This window comes from Streptomyces sp. NBC_01275 (assembly GCF_026340655.1).
Lineage (GTDB): Bacteria > Actinomycetota > Actinomycetes > Streptomycetales > Streptomycetaceae > Streptomyces.
Genome location: NZ_JAPEOZ010000001.1, coordinates 9,523,438 through 9,543,591 on the forward strand (window position 1 = coordinate 9,523,438; position 20,154 = coordinate 9,543,591).

Below are 20,154 nucleotides of genomic sequence, written 5' to 3' on the forward strand. Positions count from 1 at the left end.
CTGCCCGGAGTCGCACCATTGAGCTGATTCCAACTTGAAAAGCTGGCGGTCATGGGCCTGGAGTGAGCGAGCGATCGGGCGCTCGTGGTGGAGGCCGAGGGTCAGGGGCGGTTCAGACCCCACGTCTGCAGGGCGTATGGCCGCCCCTTCTCCTCGCCCGTGATCAGCGGCATGTCGAGCAGTTGGAAGCCCGCCTTGGTGGCCACGGCGACGCTGGCGGCGTTCTCAGCCTCCAGCTCCAGGATCACCTGCCCCGCGCCCAACTGCTCGAAGGCGTACGCGGCCATCACCCGCACCGCCCGCGCGGCCAGCCCCTGGCCGCGGTGCGCCGGGCCGACCACGTAGCCGAGCTCCGTGCCCTCGGGGCACGCCGCAGCATCACCTCGCCGAGCAGTGCGCCGCCGTCGACGGTGATGGCGAGCAGGATGACCGTGCCCTCCGCCCGCAGCCGCCGGTCCCGGTCCAGCCGTGCGCGGGCGGCCGCTTCGTTGAAGGGGGAGACGATCGGTGTCCAGTGCGCGATGTCGGAGTGGTCAAACAGCGCCGGCATCGCGGCCAGGTCCGCCTGCGTCCAGTCGCGCAGGACAAAGACCCTCCCCCGAGAGCTCGATCCGCTCGGGAAAGGACGACGTGGTGCTGTTCATGGTTGGGGACCTCCCTGGCCGCGTTCAGGACGAGGCAGGATAACTAGCGAGAGGCAAAGGCTCGCCGGTATTTTCCGGGGCCTCTCACACCCCGGCCGCGGTGGTGTCTGCCAGTGACCCTTGCCAACCTGGTTGACCACGGCGTGAGTTGGTATGAGGTGTGTGCGGGAAGAGGTGAAGCTCCTGGTAGATGAGTTGTCGACCAAGAGCAACCTGTCCGCCCGGAGCTTCATGTGCTTGTCTACCGATCGGGGCTGGATCTGTCCAGCTCGACCTTGCGGTTCCTGTCCCGTCTGCTGGCCGCCCGACGTCTGGAGCTCGGGACGCGGTGGCGCCGGCTTCCGGCGGACCGGCAGGCCCTGCTGGTGCTGGCTCACCTGCGGTGTGGCCACACCTACGCCCAGCTCGCCGCCGGTTTCGGCGTCGGGACCAGCACGGTTGGCCGGTATGTGGCTGAGGCCGTCGATGTCCTGGCCGCTCTCGCGCCCGACCTCACCACTGCCATGCAGACAGTTTCGGGCAAGGCGTTCGTGATCCTCGACGGGACGCTGCTACCCATCGACCGTATTGCAGCCGCCCGCCCCTATTACTCCGGGAAACACAAGAAGCACGGGATGAACGTGCAGGTCATCGCCGATCCGTTCGGGCGTCTGCTGTGGGCCTCAACCGCGTTGCCCGGCGCGGTCCACGACATCCGCGCAGCCCGCATTCACGGCATCATCGACGCTCTGGCCGACGCCGGCGTCCCCTGCTGGGCAGACAAGGCTTACCAGGGCGCCGGCGGCACAGTGCGCGTTCCCTTTCGCGGCCGATGGGAGAAGCTGTCGGCAGGCCAGCAGGCCGTCAACAGCTCCCACGCCCAAATCCGCGCACTCGGCGAACAGGCCGTGGCCACCCTCAAGACCTGGCGAATTCTGCGCAAGCTCCGATGCAGCACCACCCGCATCACCGCACTCGTCCAAGCCGTCCTCACCCTCCACCTCAACACCTCAGGCTGAGGTTGGGAAAGGCTGAGTGGTCGCTGACATGGAAGAACGCACTTTTTAGTGACTGGGAAACCTGATGGTGACCAAATAGATCAAGGACCGATCCGAGGAAGCAGACCTCAGGCGCGCGGACTCATTGGCGCGAGAGATCTTCTCCGACGTCGCCAACAAGTGGGCATTCCTGATCATCGGGTCTCTCGGTGAACGCACCTTGCGATTCAGCGAACTGCGGAACGAGATCGAAGGCATCAGCCACAAGATGCTTACTCAGAACCTGCGCATGTTGGAGCGTAACGGCCTGGTCGAGCGCAGCGTGCACCCCACCGTTTCCGCCGCGTGTCGAATACACCCCTTGACTGCGGCACTATCCGGGCGAGCGCTCCGTGGAGGAAGCTGCGCCTGGGCATTGCCGGAATGTCGGCAAGGTCGAGTCTTCATCAGACCTGTTGTCGGGGCCAGGACGGAGAGGTCGGCAGCATGGCAACCCAACGGCTTTCACGCAGTCTCACGCCACTGGAAGGAGAGTCGCTGTCCGGATTTTTGCTGCGCACCGCATACCGACTTGAGCGCTCTCCCGCCCGGGTCGCTGAGCTGGTCGGCCTGGCGTCGCGGCAGCGTCGGATTGCCCACGCGTATCTTCGGGCCATGCCTGAAGGGGTGATCCGGGAATTCGCCTTAACCGCGCGCCTGACAGAGCGCGAAGCCGATGCTCTGACCTTGAGGAGATTTATTCAGACGTATCCGCCGCTCAGAAAGATCCGGACGGACAGCAGAACTATCGGTAACAGTGCCGCAGTCAATTGGGCTGTTGCTGGCTCCGGCCGGTTCTGCCCCGACTGCCTGCGAGGCGACGGCACAGCCGTTGAAGAAGCCTTCGGGGAAGCTTGGCAGTTAGTGTGGCATCTTCCAGTTATCTTCGCTTGTGTACAGCATCGGCGTCTGCTGGAACACCTCTGTCCGGCCTGTTGTCAACCGCTCGAGGTCGCACGTGGTAAGCGGAACAGCTTGATCAACAATCCCAGACTGGCCGGATTGCACCCCTTGCAGTGCCGTAACATTCTTACTCGTACGAGGGATAATCCGCTCCACTGCGCCAAGCGGATCCAGAGTGTTCCGTGCGGAATGCGACTTGACCGCGTGAGTCGAGATTCTGACAGCACTCTGCCAGACAGTGATCTGGATCACCTCCTTGCCCTGCAACTGCGCATCTTGGAGTACCTCTCGCCACAGGCCCAAGCCCGGGATGGGAGCGTCAGGCCTGACGGGTACTATTTCTCGGACTTGATCGCAACTGCCCATCTGATCAAGCTGACGTGGCCTCTGGGTGCTGAATTCCTTCCATCCGCCCGCCTGCAAGGCCTCGTCCAAGCATATGTGGAACCTTTGCTTGCGCAGATCACCGCCCAGCAACAGAACCAGCGGCAAAAGGCCGCGGATAATCGGGGAACGAAAATCGCTCCCAGTGACTCCGCGCTGTGTGGAGCTCTCCTCGCAGCAGCCGATGTGGCGCTGGGAAATCGTGAACTCCTTACGCTTCGACCTCGCGTACAGCCCTTGGCTCGGGAGGCATACCGCCGGGCAAGGAGCTACGCCGGCGGTATCTGTAGAAGCATCGACATCTCACCGGCTCTGGCCCGGGCCACCACGTGGCGCATCCATAGGATGCCTGTTTGAGCCGAGTTGCGAGCCGCGCTCTCGACTCGACACTACTTCCGAGTCGAAGAGATTCCATCATTCCTGCCTCTGGCATGGTTCGGTCAGCACTTTGCCGAATTTGTTGAGCGCCTACCGCGCTTTACCACCGCGATCGAACGGCACCTCCGGCGGGCCGCCTCGCTGCGGCTCGCCGAACTGAAGTCAGGTGCCACTTGGGACGACTGCGCACCAGCGGTGGGAATGCAGCCTGGGCTTGCTCGAAGTACCCTCAAACACCTCGGGCGCCAACTGGAGGCGCTCTGCCTTTGGCCAGCTTTCGAAGAGGCTGTCGAACAGATCGCGAAATACCTGGACACGACTTCTCAACGTATCGACTATGTCAACAGGCGCAGATGCTTAGCTTTCTGGCGTCTGCCGCTGGACGACTGGCTCACTATGAGTGACGGGCTTCCTGGACTGGAGAGACTAAGGGAGCAGGCGGGCCCGACAATGGGCTCGGCCCTAGTCTGGGCTGAAGTGACTGAAGGAGAGCGCATGCACAGTCCGGTAGTGCTCGACCTTCGGGATTCTGGGGAGGATAGGCGGGCGCTCTGTGCACTCCTGTACCGGATGGGCAACGGAGCGAGAGGACCGAGCCTAAGGTTGCGTCGGCGACTTCACTTGTATGCCGAACGCCTCGCGACTTCTTGTGACCAGAACCATGAACCGGCGGTCTCGGTGCGTGAGGTCATCCGTGACGAAGAAGCTGTAGCCGCTGGTGTCATCCAGGAGGAGGGGCCACAGGCGAATTTCGATGCGACGTCACGTGTTGCAACACTGAACCGTACAGTTCGCGAGTTGGGGGACCCCGTAGGGCAGATGGCGCCGGACCATCTGTGGGAGCTGTTCCAGCGCGTGGTCCCGTCGGCATCCGACCAGGCACGCAAGGCGACATCCCGACGCATCGGCGACCGAGAGGCCCTGGCCGCGATTGTGTTCGCTTCGACCTCAGGGTGCGCGTGGCCACTACTCCCATCCGGATTCGGGCTCTCGGGCGGAACCGCTCTCCAGAGGTTCATCGAGTGGTCCGAAGCTCATGTCTGGACGGAACTGCGTCAACTACTCCGTGACGCGACTGGACGCCAGGGTGACCTGGACTGGTCGCGACACGCCATCGACGCCGTGAGCATGCGAGCAAGCAAGAGAGAGCGCAGACGGTGCTGAATCGTATCATTTCTGCCAAAATGACCCGGAAATCGGCTCAGTCGGCACCGCTGGGTGGTCGAGAGAACGGTGTCCTGGCTGGCTGCCGGTGCCTCCGTCGCCGCTACGAGCGCACGGCCGAACACTTTCTCGTCTTCGTTGGTATCGCCTCCGCCCTCACTACCGACGACTGGCCGCCGAGTTCAGGCCTGAGCCGGTTCTGCTGCACCTCGAAACAGACCAGCCCCATCGAGTTCGCGAGGTCTGGCGCCTACGTCGACGCTTCCTCGGCCATGCTCCAGCTCATCCCGAAGTAGATGACCGGGCCACTTGTATTGCCGATCAGAGGACCGCTTGACCAGGGCGAGGTCTTTTCATCGTCCTCGGTGAGGTCGCGCCACCGCTCAAGAGGCGCGGCGACGTAGGCAGCGATGCGTTCGGACGGAGGCTCCTCTACCTCGCCGTCGTCCGTGACGCCCATGACCCAGGTGTCGCGCCGGAACGCCGGTCGCTCGACCATGCCGACGGCTGGTGTCCACGAACTGCGCATACTGGCACGAGCGGTACGGCTTGTCGTGCAGCACAGCTCCTCGCCTCGCAGGAACATGGCGATGTGGCTGCCGCGTTCATATCAAGGGCCGTTGCCGCCGAAGATCTCTGGCCCCGCTATGGCGACACACGCCTCATGACCTGCTCTGTACCAAAATGCCAACTATTTCGCTTATTCTGCGGCTCCGGCCGCTGAAGCTACTTGGCATCAGTGCAGGTCGTGAACGTGGCCTGGTGCCAACTAGCGAGCCCGGTCACATGTGTTGCGATCGGCGGGCGTTCACCGCACCGGAAACTCCTTGGCGTTCATTGCGGCAGCAGTTCGTCGGCCCGTTCGGCGACCTCATGCCGTAGGGCGGTCCATATGGCGCGTACGGCGGGGTGCGTCACGGCCTCGCGGCGGACGGCCAGGGTGATGGGGAGCCGGATGTCGATCTCGTCGGCGAGTAGTCGGCGCAGTTGTGTCCGCCGGGTCAGGAAGGCCGGCAGGACGCCGATGCCGGCGCCCTGCCGGGTGGCTTCGAGCTGGGCGAAGACGTTCGTCGAGGAGAAGGCCGGGGTCATGCCGGGAAGGTGGCGTTCGATGTCGAGGTCGCCGACCTGCAGCATCGACTCGATGTAGAAGATGAGCGGGTGCTCGCGCAGCTCGGCCGCCGTCTCCGGCCGGCCGTATTCGGTGAGGTAGTCGTCACTGGCGTAGAGCCCCAGCGTGTAGTCGGTGAGGTGCTCGGTCACCAGGCGGCTGCTGGCGGGAGTGCCGATGACGAGAGCGAGATCGAAACCGGACGGGCGCAGGGCGAGCTGGCGTGTCGCGGTGATGAGTTCGACCTGGAGCCGGGGGTGCCGGCGGCGTACCCGTACGAGGGCGGGTGTGGCGAAGGCGGTGCCGAAGCCGTCGGGCGCGCTGACGCGCACCGTGCCGTGCAGGGACGGCGAGTCCTGGCCCGCCACGGTGTCGACGACGCGGTCGATGGCCTCCTCGATCGCGCGTGCGTTCTCCGAAACGGCTCTGCCGATGTCCGTCAGGGTCCATCCCTCAGTGCCCCGTTCGATGAGGCGCATGCCGATGTTCTTCTCCAATGCCGCGATTCGGCGGGACACGGTGGTGTGATCCACGCCGAGTGCGTCGGCGGCGGTCACCAGGCGTCCGGTACGGGACAGCGCGAGCAGGTAGCGCAGATCGTCCGCGCGGAGTTTGCGCGGATCGACGGAGCTATGGGAGCCAGCCGGCTGCGGGGCGGGGTTCTCGTCCGGGGAGCGGGGGTGCACGGCCCGACCGTATCTGCATTTCTGCACAGTGGGTGTGCGCCACTGGTGGTTGATTGCACACGGTGCGGGACTGCAAAGTCAGGGCAGTGGGCGCGACGCCCCGCCGTTCTTGCCGAAAGGGCCGCCATGGTTGCCAGCCTTTCCCTCCCGCGGATCCTGCGTGTCGGCGGCGGTGCCGTCGGCGAGCTGGGTGACGTCGTCCGGGAGCTGGGCCTGCGCCGACCGTTGCTGGTGACGGACGCGTTCCTCGCCGGGACCGGTGCGGCGGAACGACTGATGGCGACGCTGAGGGATGCCGGACTGCAGCCGCGCCTGTTCGCCGGCACCGTCCCGGATCCGACGACCGACTCGCTCGACGCGGGCCTGGCCGTGCTGCGGGAACACGGGGCGGACTCGGTGATCGGATTCGGCGGCGGCAGCCCGATGGACACCGCCAAGGCCCTCGGCCTGCTGGGCGTCCAGGGCGGCCGGATGCGGGACCACAAGGCCCCGCACACCAGCCTCGGCCCGGCGCTCCCGGTGATCGCAGTCCCGACGACCGCGGGCAGCGGCTCGGAGGCCACTCAGTTCACCGTCATCACCGACAGCGCCACGGACGAGAAGATGCTCTGCGCGGGGCCGGCGTTCCTGCCGGTCGCCGCCGTCGTCGACTTCCAACTTACGCTGTCGATGCCGGCCCGGCTGACCGCCGACACCGGCGTCGACGCGCTCACCCATGCCGTCGAGGCGTACGTGAGCCGCAAGGCCAATCCGTTCTCCGACGGCCTTGCCCTGAACGCGATCCGGACCATCGGCCATCACCTCCGCCGCGTCTACGCCGACGGGGGAGACCTCGAGGCCCGCGAGGCGATGATGCTCGCCGCGACCCAGGCCGGCATCGCCTTCTCCAACTCCAGCGTGGCGCTCGTGCACGGCATGAGCCGTCCGATCGGCGCCCACTTCCACGTCGCCCACGGTCTGTCGAACGCGATGCTCTTCCCCGCGGTGACCGCGTTCTCCGTGCCCGCCGCCGAGAGCCGGTACGCCGACTGCGCCCGCGCGCTGGGAGCCGCCACCGACGCCGACAGCGACTCCTCGGCCGCCGATAAGCTCGTGGAGGCGCTCCGAGCCCTGTGTCAGGATCTCGAGGTGCCCACCCCCCAAGCCCACGGCATCGGCAAGGACGAGTGGTTCCGCCTGTTGCCCCTCATGGCCGTGCAGGCACTCGCGTCCGGATCCCCCGCCAACAACCCCGTCGTACCCACCGTGGACGAGATCCAGGATCTCTACGCGCAGATCTACGCCTGATCCGGCGAGTGAGGAACGTGATGGCCACGACAGCAGGTCCGCGCGGTTGGCGAGGTGACGACCGATGACTGACACCGCAGCGGTCGAGATTCTCGCCGACGTCCATCGGGGCGTCGGCCGGATCCTGCTGAACCGGCCCAAGGCGCTCAACGCCCTGACGACCGGCATGGTCGCCGCCATCGACCGTGTGCTCGCCGGGTGGGAGCGCACGCCGCTGTCCGCTGTGGTGCTCGCCAGTACCAGCACGAAGGCGTTCTGCGCCGGTGGAGACATCCGTACGATCCGCGAGCACAGCCTCGCCGGGGATGCCGAGGCCAGTGAGCGCTTCTTCGCCTCCGAGTACCGGCTCAACGCCCGGATCGCCGAGTATCCCGTGCCGGTCGTGTCGCTCATCGACGGCGTGTGCATGGGCGGAGGCCTCGGTCTGTCCGTCCACGGCAGCTTCCGCGTCGTCACCGAGCGCGCGGTGCTGGCGATGCCGGAGACCGGGATCGGGTTCTTTCCGGACGTCGGGGCCAGCTACTTCCTGCCGAGGCTGCCCGGCGCGGTCGGCATGTACCTGGGACTGACCGGGCACCGGCTCGACGCGGCCGACGCCCTGTACACGGGTCTGGCCACGCACTTCGTCCCCGCGGACGGGCTCGACGCGGTCGGGGACGCCCTGGCCGACAACCCCGGCGCCCCGGTGGACGTCGTCCTGAACCGCCTTGCCGACCGTTCCCCGGTGGCGGGCAGCGGGCTGGCGGGGGTACGCGGGGACGTGGACTGGGCGTTCGGCGCGCCGGCCCTCGGTGAGATCGAGAAACGCCTGCGCCACCTCGACACCCCCTGGGCGGCAGCCGCGCTGGCCGACTTGGAGTCCGCCTCGCCGCAGAGCCTGGAGATCACTCACGCCCTGCTGGCCCGGGGCAGGCAGCACACGTTGCGCGAGTGCCTGGCCGCCGAACTCGCCCTCACGCGCACGACCATCCGCACGCCGGACTTCCTGGAGGGCGTCCGTGCGGCCCTGGTCGACAAGGACCGTACTCCCCACTGGCGACGTGCGTCGCTCGACGGACGGACGCTGCCGTCCTGAACATGTTTGCCCACGCATGCGTGGCGGTCCGTCCGCCGTGATCACACTCCTGACACGTTACGGGTGCGAGGGCTTGACCACGGCTCGGGGCGCCGTAGAGCTGTGTCGCGAGCCATTTGGCGTGCGGAATGGCACCGGGACGCCGACAGCGGCGGCTCTGCGCGACCGTAGTCGCCATCGGATCGCCGACGGCGTCGTCGCCCCTCCGGTGACCGTGCCGGACGGAGCGTCTGTGACCGGCACGGTCTCAGTTGTTGTAGGGCGCCATGGAGACCACGACCTTGCCGGCCTTGGTGCGGCCCTGCTCGACGTGCGCCATCGCCTCGAGCGTCCGGTCGAACGGGAAGGTGCTGTCGATGACCGGGCGGAGTTTCCCGCTGTCGTAGAGGGCGCCGAGTTTGCGCAGCTGGGAGCCGTTGGCCTGCATGAAGAAGAACTGGTAGCGCACGCCCAGCGCCTTGGCCTGCTTGCGCACCTTGCGGCTGAGCGTGTTCATGACCAGGCCCAGGAAGGAGGGGGCGCCGAGCTGCTTGGCGAAGCCGGCGTCCGGCGGGCCGACGACACTGATGGCCAGGCCGCCGGGCTTCAGCACGGTCAGCGACTTCTCGAGGTTCGCTCCGCCCAGGGAGTCCAGCACGAGGTCGTAGCCGGACAGCACCTTCGAGAAGTCTTCCTTGGTGTAGTCGACGACGACGTCGGCGCCGAGGCTCCTGACCAGCTTCTCCGTGTCGGTGCTCGTGGTCGTGGCGACGGTGGCGCCGAGGTGCTTGGCGAGCTGGATGACCGTGGAGCCGAGGCCACCGGCGCCGGCGTGGATGAGCACCTTCTGCCCCGGCTTCACGCGGGCGCGGGCGACGAGAATCTGCCAGGCGGCCAGGGCCACCAGCGGGACCGCGGCCGCCTCCTGGAGGGTGAGGGAGGCCGGCTTGGGTGCGACGTCGTCCATGTCGATCGCGATGAACTCCGCGAAGCCTCCGATCCGCAGGTCGCGCGGACGGGCGTAGACCTCGTCGCCGACTTCGATGCCGTGTACGGCGGAGCCGACCCGGGTCACGACGCCGGCCACGTCGTGGCCCAGCACGAACGGAGCCTTGTACTTCAGGATCTGCTTGAACTCCCCGTTGCGGACCATCTTGTCCAGCGGGTTGATGCTGGCGGCGCTCACTTTGACCAGGACGTCACGGTCTCCGACCGTGGGCTCGGGTACCACTGCGGCGCGCGCGCCGTCCTTGCCGTACTTCTCGACGACGAATGCCTTCATGTCGGCCGCCTTTCTGCGTGGGTTTGCCGGTGGTCGATCTGATTCTTCGGGCAGGTCCCCCTGCGCGCCCGTTTCTCGCGTACGGCCGGGTTGATGTGCTGATCATGACGCTACCTACTGAGTATAGAAAAGTAAACTCAGATGAGCTGAGATCACCCCCCCCATGGATGCGAGGACTGAAGCTCTTCGGGGCGCGGGCATGGACCCCCGTCCCGACCCGGACATGTCGAACTGCTCGATTGCCCGGACCCTTGAGGTCGTCGGTGGGAAGTGGACGATCCTGATCCTGTGTGAGGTCTGGTACGGCTCGTCCCGGTTCAGCGACTTCGAACGCGTCCTCGGCTGTTCTCGCAACCTCCTCGCGGCGCGGCTCCGGATGCTGGTGAAGGAAGGGATTCTGGCCACCGAGACCTCCAGGAAACCGGGCTCGCGGAGCCGGCCGAAGTACGAGATCACACCCAAGGGTGTGGATCTGGTCCCGGCGGTGATGGGGCTCCTGCGGTGGGGCGACCGTTGCCGCGCTGACCCGGAAGGCCCGGCCGGACTGTCGCGACATCGGGGATGGGGCGTGCACGTCGACGCCCAGATCCGCTGCGCACGGGGCCGCGCCGTGCAGGCGGAAGACATCGAGAGCGTCCCCGTCCCCGCATTTCGCATGGGGCTCGCCGAGTGAGCTGAGCGCGGTTGCGCCAGGTACTCCTGGTGATTCAGTCTGCCGGTGGGTTCAGGCCGTCGGGGTGTCGCCGCTCCGCCTGCTGCGAGCTTGGTGGGGGCGGACCTCGGTGCGGTTGTCGCGGCGGGACGTGGAGCGCCGGTGGCGGTTGCGGTCGGGGAGCGGTGCAGGAAGCGCAGGGCGCACATGCCCGCTCACCCGTGGCGCTGGCCCCAGCCGAATCCCCGTCTCAGGATTCCGGGTCAAGGCCCTGTGAGGTAGTCAGGGCTTTGTGGGTCGATTCCAGGATCTTCTCCGACAGTTCGGTGCCCGCTGTGGCCCGGGCAAGCAGGATCGCGCCGACCAGAGTGGCCACCATGGGAAGGCCGTCGTCGGCGTCCGCAGACAGCCACCCGGCGAATTCCTGGACTCCGGCTGCGTAGGTTTCGCGCACCTCCCCGCCTGTGGGCTCGCGAGCCATGTCCCCTGCGAATCCGGCGGTGGGGCAACCGGTGCCGGGCTGGTCGCGGTGCTCGGCCGACAGGTAGAAGTCGACGAGGGCGCCGCGCGCGGTGTCGTGATCGCCGTGGGTCGTGTCGAACTCTGTCAGGAGTAGGTCAAGGTCCCCGAAAGCGGCTTGGGTCGCCTCGGCGATCAGGGCCTCCTTGGAGGGGAACTGCTTGTAGAAGCCGCCCGTGGTCAGCCCGATGGACTTCATCAGATCGGCGACGCTGATGCCGTTCACGCCGCGCTCCCGGAAGAGCTGGGAGGCCGCGGCGACCGCGCGCTTTCGGTTCTCGAGCGCTTGTGCCTGCGAAACGCGACTCATCACTCACCTGCCCACGATAGATAGTAAAGCGCATCTATCATATGCGCAGTGCAGGGCGGCCGGCCGCAGTGCCCTCTTTCCCTACGGCTCTCTCTCGTGGTCGCAAGGCGAGGAGCTCGTGGGCCCGCGTCCGGACCGGCGGCGACTTCCGACCGTGCGATGCCTCCGTTCCGGGGCGCGGCTGCGGGAGGGCGCCGATGTGAAATCTCGTGGAGCGCATCCGTCCATGGCGACCATGCGCCCGAGGAGTACCCGTCCGGACCTGATCGACTGCCGACCCTGTGGCCGCGCGTCTGCACGTCGAGCAAGTCTCCGACTCCGACCGTGGGCAGTGGCTGACGACGTCGAGGCCGTTGACTGGATCGCTTTAGATATCTATCGTAATCTAAAGCGGGGCCGACGGTTTGGCCCCTACTCATCCGCCACACCAGAAATGAGATCGACCCCATGACCACGCAGAACAAGAGCGCCGTCGTCACCGGTGCGTCCGCAGGCCTGGGTACCGCCTATGCGCAGCGGCTTGCCGACCGGGGCTACGACCTGATCCTGGTGGCCCGGAACACCGCGCGGCTGGAGACGCTGGCGTCGGACATCCGCAGCCGCACGGGCCGAGCGGTGGACGTCGTCACCGCCGACCTCACCGATGCGGCGCAGATCTCCGTGGTCGAGGAGCGTCTGCGGACCGACGAGAGCGTCGAGGTGCTGATCAACAACGCCGGCGGGGGGCTGTTCACCCCCCTGGCAACCTCCGACGCTGCGGCCTCCGAGGCGCTGATCAACCTCAACGTGACCTCGCTGACCAGGCTGACCACCGCGGTCCTGCCGGGCCTGACGGCCCGTGGACGCGGCACCGTGGTGAACGTCTCCTCCGCCCTGGCTCTCAACATCCTGCCCGTCAGCGCCGTCTACAGCGGCACCAAGAGCTACGTGCTGACGTTCACCCAGGCCCTGCAGCAGGAGCTCGCCGAGAGCCCCGTCGTGGTGCAGGCCGTGCTGCCGGGCGCTGTCCGCACGGAGTTCTGGGACGGCTCCGGCGCCGACCTCGGGGCGTTTCCCGACGAGTGGATCATGAGTGCGGACGACGTCGTCGACGCGGCGCTCGCCGGCCTCGACGCCGGGGAGCCGGTCACCATCCCGTCACTGCCCCGGATCAGCGACTGGGAGTCGTTCGAGAAGGCGCGTCAGACGCTCGTCCCGAACCTGTCGCTGAGGGTCCCGGCCGATCGCTACCGCGGCTGACCGCCGCTCCGACTCCGGTGCGGAGTCCTGTCGGACAACGGTGCGGCCGCTGCCGCACACGACCGATGCGTCCTGGGGCGTGGGTGAAGACCGACGCACTCGGCGTCCTCCCTCCTGGACGCACAGCCGGGGCCCAGCCCTCCAATGGCGGCGGTCATGAGCGCGGCAAGCGCCTCCGCACCGTCGACTGCCCCTCCGCGCGGTCTGCCTTCCACGGTGGAAGGTCACCAGGCCCTTCCGGCCGGTCACCGGTCACGCGCCACTCGCGGCAGCCTGCCACCCCGCAACTCTCTCTCACCCTTTGTTTTGAGGAAACATCCATGTTTAACGCCCTGTGGAACCCGATCGTCGCCGGGGACATCTCCCTGCCGCACCGGCTCGCGATGGCCCCCATGACGCGGGACCGGTCCACCCCGGAAGGCATACCCACCGAGCTGAACGCCGAGTACTACGCCCAGCGTGCCTCGCACGCCCTCATCATCACCGAGGGCACCCAGCCCAACGCCGACGGGCAGGGCTACCTGCTCACCCCCGGCATCTACTCCGAGGAACACATCGCGGGCTGGCGCAAGGTCACCGACGCCGTGCACGGTGTCGACGGACGCATCGTCATCCAGCTCATGCACGCCGGACGGATGTCCCACCCCGACAACACCCCGCACCACCGGCAGCCGGTCGCCCCCTCTCCGGTCCAGCCGGCGGGCGACATGTTCACCCCGTCCGGCCTTCAGGAGATGCCGGTACCGCGCGAGCTGGCCACCGAGGAGGTCGCCGCGACGGTCCAGGACTTCCGGCGCGCCGCGGCGGCCGCCATCGCGGCCGGCGCCGACGGCGTCGAGATCCACAGCGCCAACGGCTACCTCGTGCACCAGTTCCTCGCCAACAACACCAACCAGCGCACGGACCGCTACGGCGGCTCCGTCGACAACCGCATCCGCTTCGCCGTCGAGATCGCCACCGCCGTGGCCGATGAGATCGGCGCCGGCCGCACCGGCCTCCGGATCTCTCCCGGCAACCCGTTCAACGACATCGCGGAGAGCGACACCCACGAGCTGTACCCGGCGCTCGTGCGCGCCCTCGCCCCGCTCGACCTCGCCTACCTGCACATCGGTCACGGCGGCGACGACGAACTCCTGCACACTCTCCGCAAGTTGTGGCCGAGCACCTTGGTTCTCAACCGGGCCGGCACCGACATCGCCACCCGCGCGAAGGACATCGAAGACGGCTTGGCCGACATCGTCACCGTCGGCGTGATGGCACTCGCCAACCCCGACCTGGTCGAGCGCGTACGCACCGGCGCGCCGCTGAACACCCCCGACCCCGCCACCTTCTACGGCGGCGGCGAGGCCGGTTACACCGACTACCCCACCCACACCGCCTGACAAACCCGGGCGACACCGGTCCTGGCGGGCCGGTAAGCCCACATGGCCCCATGGAGGTACCACGTGTCTGAGCACGCTGCTGTTGAACTGAGCCCGCAAGCGATCGAATTCGCGGAATGGCTGGCCACAGGGCAGAATCCCCCGTCCGAGTTGGATGCGGCGCGCATCCAGGCGGAGCAAGTCCATCTCGCGGCCCGGGAGCCGGAAGGCGTCACCTATCGGGAGGTGGACGCGGGTGGCGTGCCGGGAATCTGGTGCGAACCCGTCGACGCCAACACCGACTACGTCCTCCTGCACAGTCACGCGGGGGGTTCCGTTCTGGCGTCAGCACCCGTCGACCGAAAGCTCGCCGGCCATATCGCCAAGGCCGCCGGGGCCCCCGTACTGGTGCTGGACTTCCGGCGCGCACCGGAACACAAGTACCCGGCTCAGGTGGACGACGCGGAGGCGGCCTTCAACTGGCTGCTCTCCGAAGGGTACGAGCCGGGGAACATCATCACGATCGGCCACTCGATCGGCGGGTTCATCGCCGTCGCCCTGGCGCTTCGCCTCCGCGACAAGAAGCAGCCCCTGCCCGGCGCCATCGTGTCGATTTCCCCCTGGTGCGACCTCGAGATCGCCAACGAGACCATCGCGACCAACGCCGGGACGGACAAGATCCTCAGCAAGGAACTGTTGGAGTTCTTCCGGGATGCCTGGATCGGCGGCACGGGCATCGAGTTCACGGACACCCGGATCAATCTGAACCGGGCGGACCTGAGCGGTCTGCCCCCGACCCTCGTCTCCTGGGGAACGTACGAGGTCCTGGCCGGCGAGGACGAGGAGTTCGCCGCCCGCGTCAAGGACGCCGAAATCGACACGGCGACCGTGGTGGTCCCCGGCGGCCAGCACTCGTACGTCTACGGTGCCGGCCGGATTCCGGAGACCGACGCCGCCATCGCAAAGATCGGCGCGTGGGTCCGGGAGAAGGCGAACATCTGACCGAGCGGTCCGGGCGCGGCAGTCGCAAGATCCGCGTGCCTGCCGGATCGGGACGGTGGACGGACGCCGACATGGCCTGCGGCAGCGCGCAGGTCGGCGACGCCCGCGACCTCGTCCAGGTCCGGCAGGCGACGGTAGGGACGGCCGACGACAGTGGCTTCAGCGCCGCGCGCGCACCGCCGCGCGTGACCAAGCTCGCCGACTTTCGGGTCGCTCTCCTGGCCGAGGATCCGTCGCGTCCGGTCGACAGCGACGTCACCGCAGCCGTCGACGAGGTACTCACCGTGCTGCGGGCAGTCGGCGCCAAGGTCGCAGTCCAGCCGACGAGCCTCCCCGCCGACCTCGCGACCAACCACCAGCCGGCCTCCCTGCCCCTGGTCTACGGCGCGTTCAGCTACGACAGCACCGGCCCTACTCCTGCCTCCCACACCGCCCTGCAGGCCCGGCTCGCCTCAGGTGGAACGCCGTCGCCCATGTCTCCGACGGTCCGGCGACGGCCATCGCGGTGCGCAGAGGCAGGAGCGGACTGCCCATCGGTCTGCAGGTCATGGGCCCGAGCGGGGGCGATCTCACCACCATCGAGTCCGCCGCGCCGCTGGGCCGGGAAGCCGACGGCTTCGTGCCGCTGACCTCGTCCAGACGCGACCTACCACCTCGAGAACCAGGAGAACGACGATGCACAGACCGCCCCGCAACTTGTCACGCATCCTGACGGATTCCGAGTCCCGGTACCCGGAACGCACCGCAATCGTCTTCGGTGACGAACTCATCACGTAGTCGACTCGACCGAGGAGCCCGCCCAGTGCCATGGTGAGCGGGAGCATGACCACGGGCTCGTTGCGCAGTCGGCGTGCGACGAAGGCCAGGCACTGTGCGGATGGCTCGTCGAGCCAGTGGGCGTCGTCGGCGACGATGAGCACCGGCCGTTCCCTGGCCAGCTCGCCGACGAGCGTCAGTACGGCCACACCGATCAGGAACCGGTCCGCCACGTCGCTGCTGGTGCCGAGCGCCCCGTTCAAGGCGTTGGCCTGCGGCTGCGGGAGCGTGCTGATCCGCTCCGTCACCGGCCACAGCAGTTCGTGCAGAGCGGCGAATGCCAGCCCCGACTCAAGACGAGTGCCCCCACATCGCAAGACGGTGAAGTCCGCAGCCGCGGACTCGGCCACGTATTCGAGCAGGGCGGTCTTGCCGATGCCGGGCTCACCCCACAGCACCAGGGTTGCCCCGTCGCCTTGCCGAGCGCCGTCAAGGATCCGGTCAAGGGCTGCCTGCTCCGAGCGCCGTCCATACAGGTCCATTTGCTTGAAACCTTAAAGAGCTGCGGTCGCCCGGAGCCACTGCCGGCAACCCGAGTTCAACGACACCAGGCCATATCTCGACGGACACGGTGACGGACACGGTGACGGATCCATTTTCCTCTCTTCCTCCGTAGCGTCGGGCGTGATCGGTGCACTCGCGCCCTCACCGCAGGAGAAGGACATGGCGACGGCGATCCGGGGTTGGGAGCGTCGGCAGGACAGCGGCTCAGCTCGTTGTGCTGGCCGCCGCTGCGGCCACGGACCCGAATCCGCGAGACCTGCTTCTGGGCGTCGCCTCTGCCAGTTCAGGGCGCCCCGACGAACACGCCTCCCTGACGAACCGTCAGGGTCACCCTTGGAGCGAACGATGACGCAACCCAGCACGATCAGCATGGAGCGGCTGACACCAGGAATCCGCAAGATCACATTCTCGAATCCACCGGTGAATCTCATCGTCGGGGAGACCGTGTCCCGACTGGTTGAGGTCGTCACGGAGCTGAGCGAGGACCCGCAGGTTCACGTTGTCGTCTTCACCAGCAGTACACCCGGCTACTTCTTCAACCACTTCGATCTCGACCGGGTCGCTGACTTCATGCCGTCCGACCTGGAGGCGACGCCGGCGTGGATCGATCTCGTGATCCGGCTGTCCACGGCTCCGTTCATCAGCATCGCGTCCATCCGCGGACGTACCAGGGGCGGCGGAGACGAACTGGCCCTGGCCTGCGATCTGCGCTACGCCAGCCGCGAGCACGCTGTGTTCGGCCAGCCGGAGGTCGGCGGCGGGATTCTTCCCGGCGGCGGGGGCACAGAACGCCTGCCCCGACTCATCGGACGGGATCGGGCACTCGAAGGGCATGGCGTACACCTCGCTCGACCTGACGGTGAATTTCCTGCGGCGCATCACCGTGGACACGGGAACGGTGCGCGCCATCGGCACGGTCGTCAGCGGGGCCGCCAAACCGCCCTCGCCCAGGCCCAGTTGGTCGACGCGACGGGCCGTCTGCTCGCCCACGCCACCAGCAGCTGCATGCTCTTCCCGGTGCCCGCCCCGCGGGTGTGACCCCGCCAGCAGCGCCCTCGGTCCCAGGGGCAGCCGGGAGAACAGGGCTCGTCGGTTGTGAGGCCGGTGTGTGTCGCAGCCATGCCTGGGCGCCCAGGGAGGCGTCTCCCTGGGCGCCTGGTGCTGTGCTCGGGCGGCTTGGACGGGGTAGTCGGTGTAGCCGGAAGGGCCGCCGCCGTAGGAGGTGTTGGGGTCGGGGGTGTTGAGGCGGGCGTTGGCGCCTATGCGCTCGACCAGGCCGGGGTCGGCGAGGGCCGGTCACCCGGCGCTGTTGCTTCACCTGGCTCGCGCCTGGTAGCGCGACCTTGGTGCGATTGCCGCGGCGAGGCATGGAGCAACAGCGGCGGTTGTGAGCGGGGGAGTGGTTCAAGAAGCGCAGGGCGCAGCGGCGTGCTCCGCAGACCCTTACGCGTCGGATCTCGGCGGACAGGCGCAGGTCGACGGCGTCCTGGGTGACGGGCGCCAGCTCGCCTGCGGGTCGGTAGGCGAGCCTCGGTTGTGACGGGCGACACCATGAGGCTCGCAGGCAAGCGGGTTCAGGTGTTGGGTCCGCGCCTGCCCTCGCTCATGAAAGCCCGACGCTCGCCCGTCGCCGCTGTCGACTCTTTGAATTACGTTCACAATACCATAGACTGGCGAAATCGGTGAAGGGCAACCGGTCCTTCCGGCCGGCGAAGGAGCGTGTGCTGTGGTGCGGTACGCAAAAGAGCACAAGCAGGAGACAAGGCGGCGGATCATCGAGACTGCGGGCCGCCGGTTCAAGCGAGACGGTATCGACGGCTCCGGGGTCTCGACGCTCATGAAGGACGCGGGGCTGACCAACGGGGCCTTCTACGCCCACTTCGAATCCAAAGACGACCTCGTCACCACGGCAATCGCCGACCAGTTGAAGGCGCAGGCCGAGAGCGTCGTCGCGCGGGCTGCGCCTGGCCGGGCCGGACTCGAGCAGATTGTGCGCGCGTACCTGTCGCCCCTGCACCGCGACAGCCTTGGCGACGGCTGCCCCAACGCCGCTCTGCTCGACGAGATCGGGCGCTGCACCGACACAACCAGGCAGGCGTACACCGACGGTGTGCTGGTCCTCATCGACGGCATTGCCGCCCGTATGGCGCCCGAGGCCCCGTCCTCCGCACGGGTGAAGGCGCTCAGCCTCCTCGGCCTGATGGCCGGGACACTGCAGCTCTCCCGCGCCTTGACCGACAGCCAACTCGCCCATGAACTCCTCGATCAGGGGATAAGCAACGCCCTCGCCCTGCTGGACGCCGGGCAGCGCGTCTGACGCACCACATCCCCAGCCCCAGGCTGTGGCTTTCGGGGGAGCAGCCCGACGCCGTCAGGTCTTCTCCAGTCGGCACTCAGTCGACCAGTCCGGGCCACCGGTTATCACCTCCTGCGCCGCCAGAACTGCTGGAAGGCCCGGATGCGGTTCTTCGCCGGACCCGAGCTCTTGATCATCGACGCGCTCCGCCGCTCCCGCGCCGAGGAAGGCGCCTGCGCGCCCTTTGCCGATTGATCAGCCAGCGGTATCTGGAGTCTCTGCGCCCCTGTCCCGACGCCGGGATCGCCGACTGGGCGGCGCCTTCGTGGTGCCGCCGTTGCCGCGGAGTTGCTCGACCGGCTCCTGCGCCGGGCCGCAGTCGTCGGCATCGACGGCCTCTCCCGTCCGTTCCGCAATCTCCGGCACCAGGCCGAGATGCTCCGGAGTGGCGGGGACGCCCGGGTTGGATCCAGCGAGGATGAAGAGCGCTTGGTCGCTGCGGACGGCCTGCACGCCACCGCCCCAGGGGACCAGGACGCCACGGGAGTGCAGGAGCACCAGGTCGCCATCGGACAGGACCCGCAGCACGTCGTACTCGGCGTCTGGAAACTGCTGTCGCGTGGCGGCGGCGAAGGCCTTCATGGCCTCGGGGCCGTCGGGGGCGAGCGGGTTGTGCTGGATGTAGTCCGGCCCTACGTGGCGGTCGATGACGGTCGTGTCGCTCCCGTCGAACCATGCCGGCGCGGTCGGCCTCGACGAGGAGGCTTTCGTAGCGGATGCCGCGTTCGGCGATGTCGGCCAGTTCGTGGGGGTCGACGGGTACCGGGAGGATCGAGACGAGGGTGCCGCCCGGGCGCAGCACGGCGAGGGAGCGGGCGCGGGCCGCGGTGTCCAGCGAGACCGAGTCGAGGACCACGTCTACGTCCTTGACGGCCTCGGTGAAGTCGACCGCGTGGTAGTCGATGGCCTCGTCCACCCCCAGAGAACGCAGGAAGTCGTGCTTGGCGGCACTGGCGGTGCCGATGACGTACGCGCCGCGGGACTTGGCGATCTGGACGGCGAGATGGCCGACGCCGCCGGCCGCCGCGTGAATGAAGACGCGCTGCCCGGGCTGGACGTCGGCGGTGTCGACGAGTGCCTGGTAGGCGGTCAGGGCCGCGAGCGGCAGGGCACCGGCTTGGACGTGGTCGATAGCGGCGGGCTTGTGGACGAAGGCGCGGGCGGGGCCGGTCACGTACTGGGCGTGGGAGCCGACTCCATGGGGGTAGGGCAGCATGCCGAAGACCTCGTCGCCCGGCTTGAACAGGGTGACGCCGGTGCCGACGGCCTCGACGACTCCGGAGACGTCCCAGCCCAGGATGAGGGGCAGGCCGTTGACGCTCATGGGCTGGGCGCGGTTCCACCAGTCGGTCGGGTTGACGCCGGCCGCGCGGACGGCGATCAGGATCTCACTCAGCCCCGGCCCGGGCCGGGGCAGTTCGACTTCCTTGAGCACATCGGGGGAGCCGTGGGCGTCCTGGCGGACGGCGCGCATGGTGGGGGTGTC

18 protein-coding genes and 6 pseudogenes are annotated in these 20,154 nt (G+C 67.8%); 14 read left to right on the top strand and 10 right to left on the bottom strand.

Annotated elements, in window-relative coordinates; genetic code table 11:
• Positions 1-101: 101 nt before the first annotated feature.
• A complete protein-coding gene (locus OG562_RS41825; RefSeq protein ID WP_266407421.1) occupies positions 102-341 on the bottom strand; it encodes a GNAT family N-acetyltransferase in 240 nt (79 codons plus the stop codon).
• The gene (locus OG562_RS41830) at positions 287-550 is read right to left on the bottom strand and encodes a hypothetical protein (RefSeq protein ID WP_266407424.1); all 264 of its coding nucleotides are present in this window, start codon (positions 548-550) and stop codon (positions 287-289) included. The genes OG562_RS41825 and OG562_RS41830 overlap by 55 nt, the downstream gene beginning before the upstream one ends.
• A 327-nt stretch (positions 551-877) precedes the next feature.
• Here OG562_RS41830 and OG562_RS41835 point away from each other — a divergent pair, with 327 nt between their 5' ends.
• From OG562_RS41835 to OG562_RS41845, 4 genes and pseudogenes are all read left to right on the top strand, one after another.
• The gene (locus OG562_RS41835; protein WP_266407427.1) at positions 878-1,642 is read left to right on the top strand and encodes an IS5 family transposase; all 765 of its coding nucleotides are present in this window, start codon (positions 878-880) and stop codon (positions 1,640-1,642) included.
• A 79-nt stretch (positions 1,643-1,721) separates the two neighbouring features.
• A pseudogene (locus OG562_RS41840) lies at positions 1,722-1,980 on the top strand (winged helix-turn-helix transcriptional regulator); the annotation flags it as partial.
• A 127-nt stretch (positions 1,981-2,107) separates the two neighbouring features.
• Entirely contained in the window at positions 2,108-3,304 is a 1,197-nt protein-coding gene (locus tag OG562_RS46300) for a TniQ family protein (protein WP_353962843.1), read from the top strand.
• A gap of 840 nt (positions 3,305-4,144) precedes the next feature.
• Positions 4,145-4,647 (top strand): annotated as a pseudogene (locus OG562_RS41845) (transposase); the annotation flags it as partial.
• Positions 4,648-4,739: 92 nt separating this feature from the next.
• Here the strand turns inward: OG562_RS41845 and OG562_RS41850 are convergent.
• Together OG562_RS41850 and OG562_RS41855 are read right to left on the bottom strand one after the other, a co-directional pair.
• A complete protein-coding gene (locus OG562_RS41850; RefSeq protein WP_266407429.1) occupies positions 4,740-5,075 on the bottom strand; it encodes a hypothetical protein in 336 nt (111 codons plus the stop codon).
• Between the two features lie 248 nt (positions 5,076-5,323).
• A complete protein-coding gene (locus OG562_RS41855) occupies positions 5,324-6,286 on the bottom strand; it encodes a LysR family transcriptional regulator (RefSeq protein WP_266407431.1) in 963 nt (320 codons plus the stop codon).
• 126 nt (positions 6,287-6,412) lie between these two features.
• Between OG562_RS41855 and OG562_RS41860 the strand changes: the two genes are divergently transcribed.
• Positions 6,413-7,573, top strand: coding sequence for an iron-containing alcohol dehydrogenase (locus OG562_RS41860; RefSeq protein ID WP_266407433.1), 1,161 nt, complete (start codon positions 6,413-6,415; stop codon positions 7,571-7,573).
• 64 nt (positions 7,574-7,637) lie between these two features.
• Positions 7,638-8,648: an enoyl-CoA hydratase/isomerase family protein gene (locus OG562_RS41865; protein WP_266407435.1), complete on the top strand. Its 1,011-nt coding sequence runs from the start codon at positions 7,638-7,640 to the stop codon at positions 8,646-8,648.
• A 247-nt stretch (positions 8,649-8,895) separates the two neighbouring features.
• Here OG562_RS41865 and OG562_RS41870 read toward each other — a convergent pair whose 3' ends face one another.
• Positions 8,896-9,909: an NADP-dependent oxidoreductase gene (locus tag OG562_RS41870; protein WP_266407437.1), complete on the bottom strand. Its 1,014-nt coding sequence runs from the start codon at positions 9,907-9,909 to the stop codon at positions 8,896-8,898.
• 199 nt (positions 9,910-10,108) lie between these two features.
• Here OG562_RS41870 and OG562_RS41875 point away from each other — a divergent pair, with 199 nt between their 5' ends.
• Positions 10,109-10,582 carry a helix-turn-helix domain-containing protein gene (locus OG562_RS41875; RefSeq protein WP_266407439.1) on the top strand — a complete coding sequence of 158 codons (474 nt, stop codon included), beginning with the start codon at positions 10,109-10,111 and terminating at the stop codon, positions 10,580-10,582.
• Between the two features lie 229 nt (positions 10,583-10,811).
• On the opposite strand, the gene OG562_RS41880 is transcribed toward OG562_RS41875, so the two are convergent.
• Positions 10,812-11,390 (bottom strand): TetR/AcrR family transcriptional regulator, encoded by a 579-nt coding sequence (locus OG562_RS41880; RefSeq protein ID WP_266407441.1) that lies wholly within the window; start codon positions 11,388-11,390, stop codon positions 10,812-10,814.
• Between the two features lie 447 nt (positions 11,391-11,837).
• Here OG562_RS41880 and OG562_RS41885 point away from each other — a divergent pair, with 447 nt between their 5' ends.
• From OG562_RS41885 to OG562_RS41900, 4 genes are all read left to right on the top strand, one after another.
• Positions 11,838-12,629, top strand: coding sequence for an SDR family oxidoreductase (locus tag OG562_RS41885; RefSeq protein ID WP_266407442.1), 792 nt, complete (start codon positions 11,838-11,840; stop codon positions 12,627-12,629).
• A 320-nt stretch (positions 12,630-12,949) separates the two neighbouring features.
• The gene (locus tag OG562_RS41890; protein ID WP_266407443.1) at positions 12,950-14,011 is read left to right on the top strand and encodes an alkene reductase; all 1,062 of its coding nucleotides are present in this window, start codon (positions 12,950-12,952) and stop codon (positions 14,009-14,011) included.
• A gap of 63 nt (positions 14,012-14,074) precedes the next feature.
• A complete protein-coding gene (locus tag OG562_RS41895; RefSeq protein ID WP_266407444.1) occupies positions 14,075-14,992 on the top strand; it encodes an alpha/beta hydrolase in 918 nt (305 codons plus the stop codon).
• A 35-nt stretch (positions 14,993-15,027) separates the two neighbouring features.
• Positions 15,028-15,621, top strand: coding sequence for a hypothetical protein (locus OG562_RS41900; RefSeq protein ID WP_266407446.1), 594 nt, complete (start codon positions 15,028-15,030; stop codon positions 15,619-15,621).
• Here OG562_RS41900 and OG562_RS41905 read toward each other — a convergent pair.
• Entirely contained in the window at positions 15,562-16,290 is a 729-nt protein-coding gene (locus tag OG562_RS41905) for an AAA family ATPase (RefSeq protein ID WP_266407448.1), read from the bottom strand. The genes OG562_RS41900 and OG562_RS41905 overlap by 60 nt on opposite strands.
• Positions 16,291-16,681: 391 nt before the next feature.
• Between OG562_RS41905 and OG562_RS41910 the strand changes: the two are divergent.
• Positions 16,682-17,125: pseudogene (locus OG562_RS41910) on the top strand (enoyl-CoA hydratase/isomerase family protein); the annotation flags it as partial.
• Positions 17,126-17,141: 16 nt separating this feature from the next.
• Positions 17,142-17,350, top strand: a pseudogene (locus tag OG562_RS41915) (PaaI family thioesterase); the annotation flags it as partial.
• A 310-nt stretch (positions 17,351-17,660) separates the two neighbouring features.
• On the opposite strand, the pseudogene OG562_RS46115 reads toward OG562_RS41915, so the two are convergent.
• A pseudogene (locus OG562_RS46115) lies at positions 17,661-17,876 on the bottom strand (CGNR zinc finger domain-containing protein); the annotation flags it as partial.
• Positions 17,877-18,038: 162 nt separating this feature from the next.
• Here OG562_RS46115 and OG562_RS41925 point away from each other — a divergent pair.
• Positions 18,039-18,629, top strand: coding sequence for a TetR/AcrR family transcriptional regulator (locus OG562_RS41925; RefSeq protein ID WP_266407449.1), 591 nt, complete (start codon positions 18,039-18,041; stop codon positions 18,627-18,629).
• Between the two features lie 234 nt (positions 18,630-18,863).
• On the opposite strand, the gene OG562_RS41930 is transcribed toward OG562_RS41925, so the two are convergent.
• Entirely contained in the window at positions 18,864-19,316 is a 453-nt protein-coding gene (locus OG562_RS41930; RefSeq protein WP_323187672.1) for a nuclear transport factor 2 family protein, read from the bottom strand.
• A gap of 25 nt (positions 19,317-19,341) precedes the next feature.
• Positions 19,342-20,142 (bottom strand): annotated as a pseudogene (locus OG562_RS41935) (NADP-dependent oxidoreductase); the annotation flags it as partial.
• Between the last annotated feature and the right edge of the window lie 12 nt (positions 20,143-20,154).

Bases quoted from the DNA above. Each gene is read 5' to 3' on its own strand.
- OG562_RS41830 (WP_266407424.1), bottom strand. From the start codon at position 550: ATGCCGGCGCTGTTTGACCACTCCGACATCGCGCACTGGACACCGATC.
- OG562_RS46300 (WP_353962843.1), top strand. From the start codon at position 2,108: ATGGCAACCCAACGGCTTTCACGCAGTCTCACGCCACTGGAAGGAGAG.
- OG562_RS41850 (WP_266407429.1), bottom strand. From the start codon at position 5,075: ATGTTCCTGCGAGGCGAGGAGCTGTGCTGCACGACAAGCCGTACCGCT.
- OG562_RS41860 (WP_266407433.1), top strand. From the start codon at position 6,413: ATGGTTGCCAGCCTTTCCCTCCCGCGGATCCTGCGTGTCGGCGGCGGT.
- OG562_RS41865 (WP_266407435.1), top strand. From the start codon at position 7,638: ATGACTGACACCGCAGCGGTCGAGATTCTCGCCGACGTCCATCGGGGC.
- OG562_RS41870 (WP_266407437.1), bottom strand. From the start codon at position 9,909: ATGAAGGCATTCGTCGTCGAGAAGTACGGCAAGGACGGCGCGCGCGCC.
- OG562_RS41875 (WP_266407439.1), top strand. From the start codon at position 10,109: ATGGACCCCCGTCCCGACCCGGACATGTCGAACTGCTCGATTGCCCGG.
- OG562_RS41880 (WP_266407441.1), bottom strand. From the start codon at position 11,390: ATGAGTCGCGTTTCGCAGGCACAAGCGCTCGAGAACCGAAAGCGCGCG.
- OG562_RS41885 (WP_266407442.1), top strand. From the start codon at position 11,838: ATGACCACGCAGAACAAGAGCGCCGTCGTCACCGGTGCGTCCGCAGGC.
- OG562_RS41890 (WP_266407443.1), top strand. From the start codon at position 12,950: ATGTTTAACGCCCTGTGGAACCCGATCGTCGCCGGGGACATCTCCCTG.
- OG562_RS41905 (WP_266407448.1), bottom strand. From the start codon at position 16,290: ATGGACCTGTATGGACGGCGCTCGGAGCAGGCAGCCCTTGACCGGATC.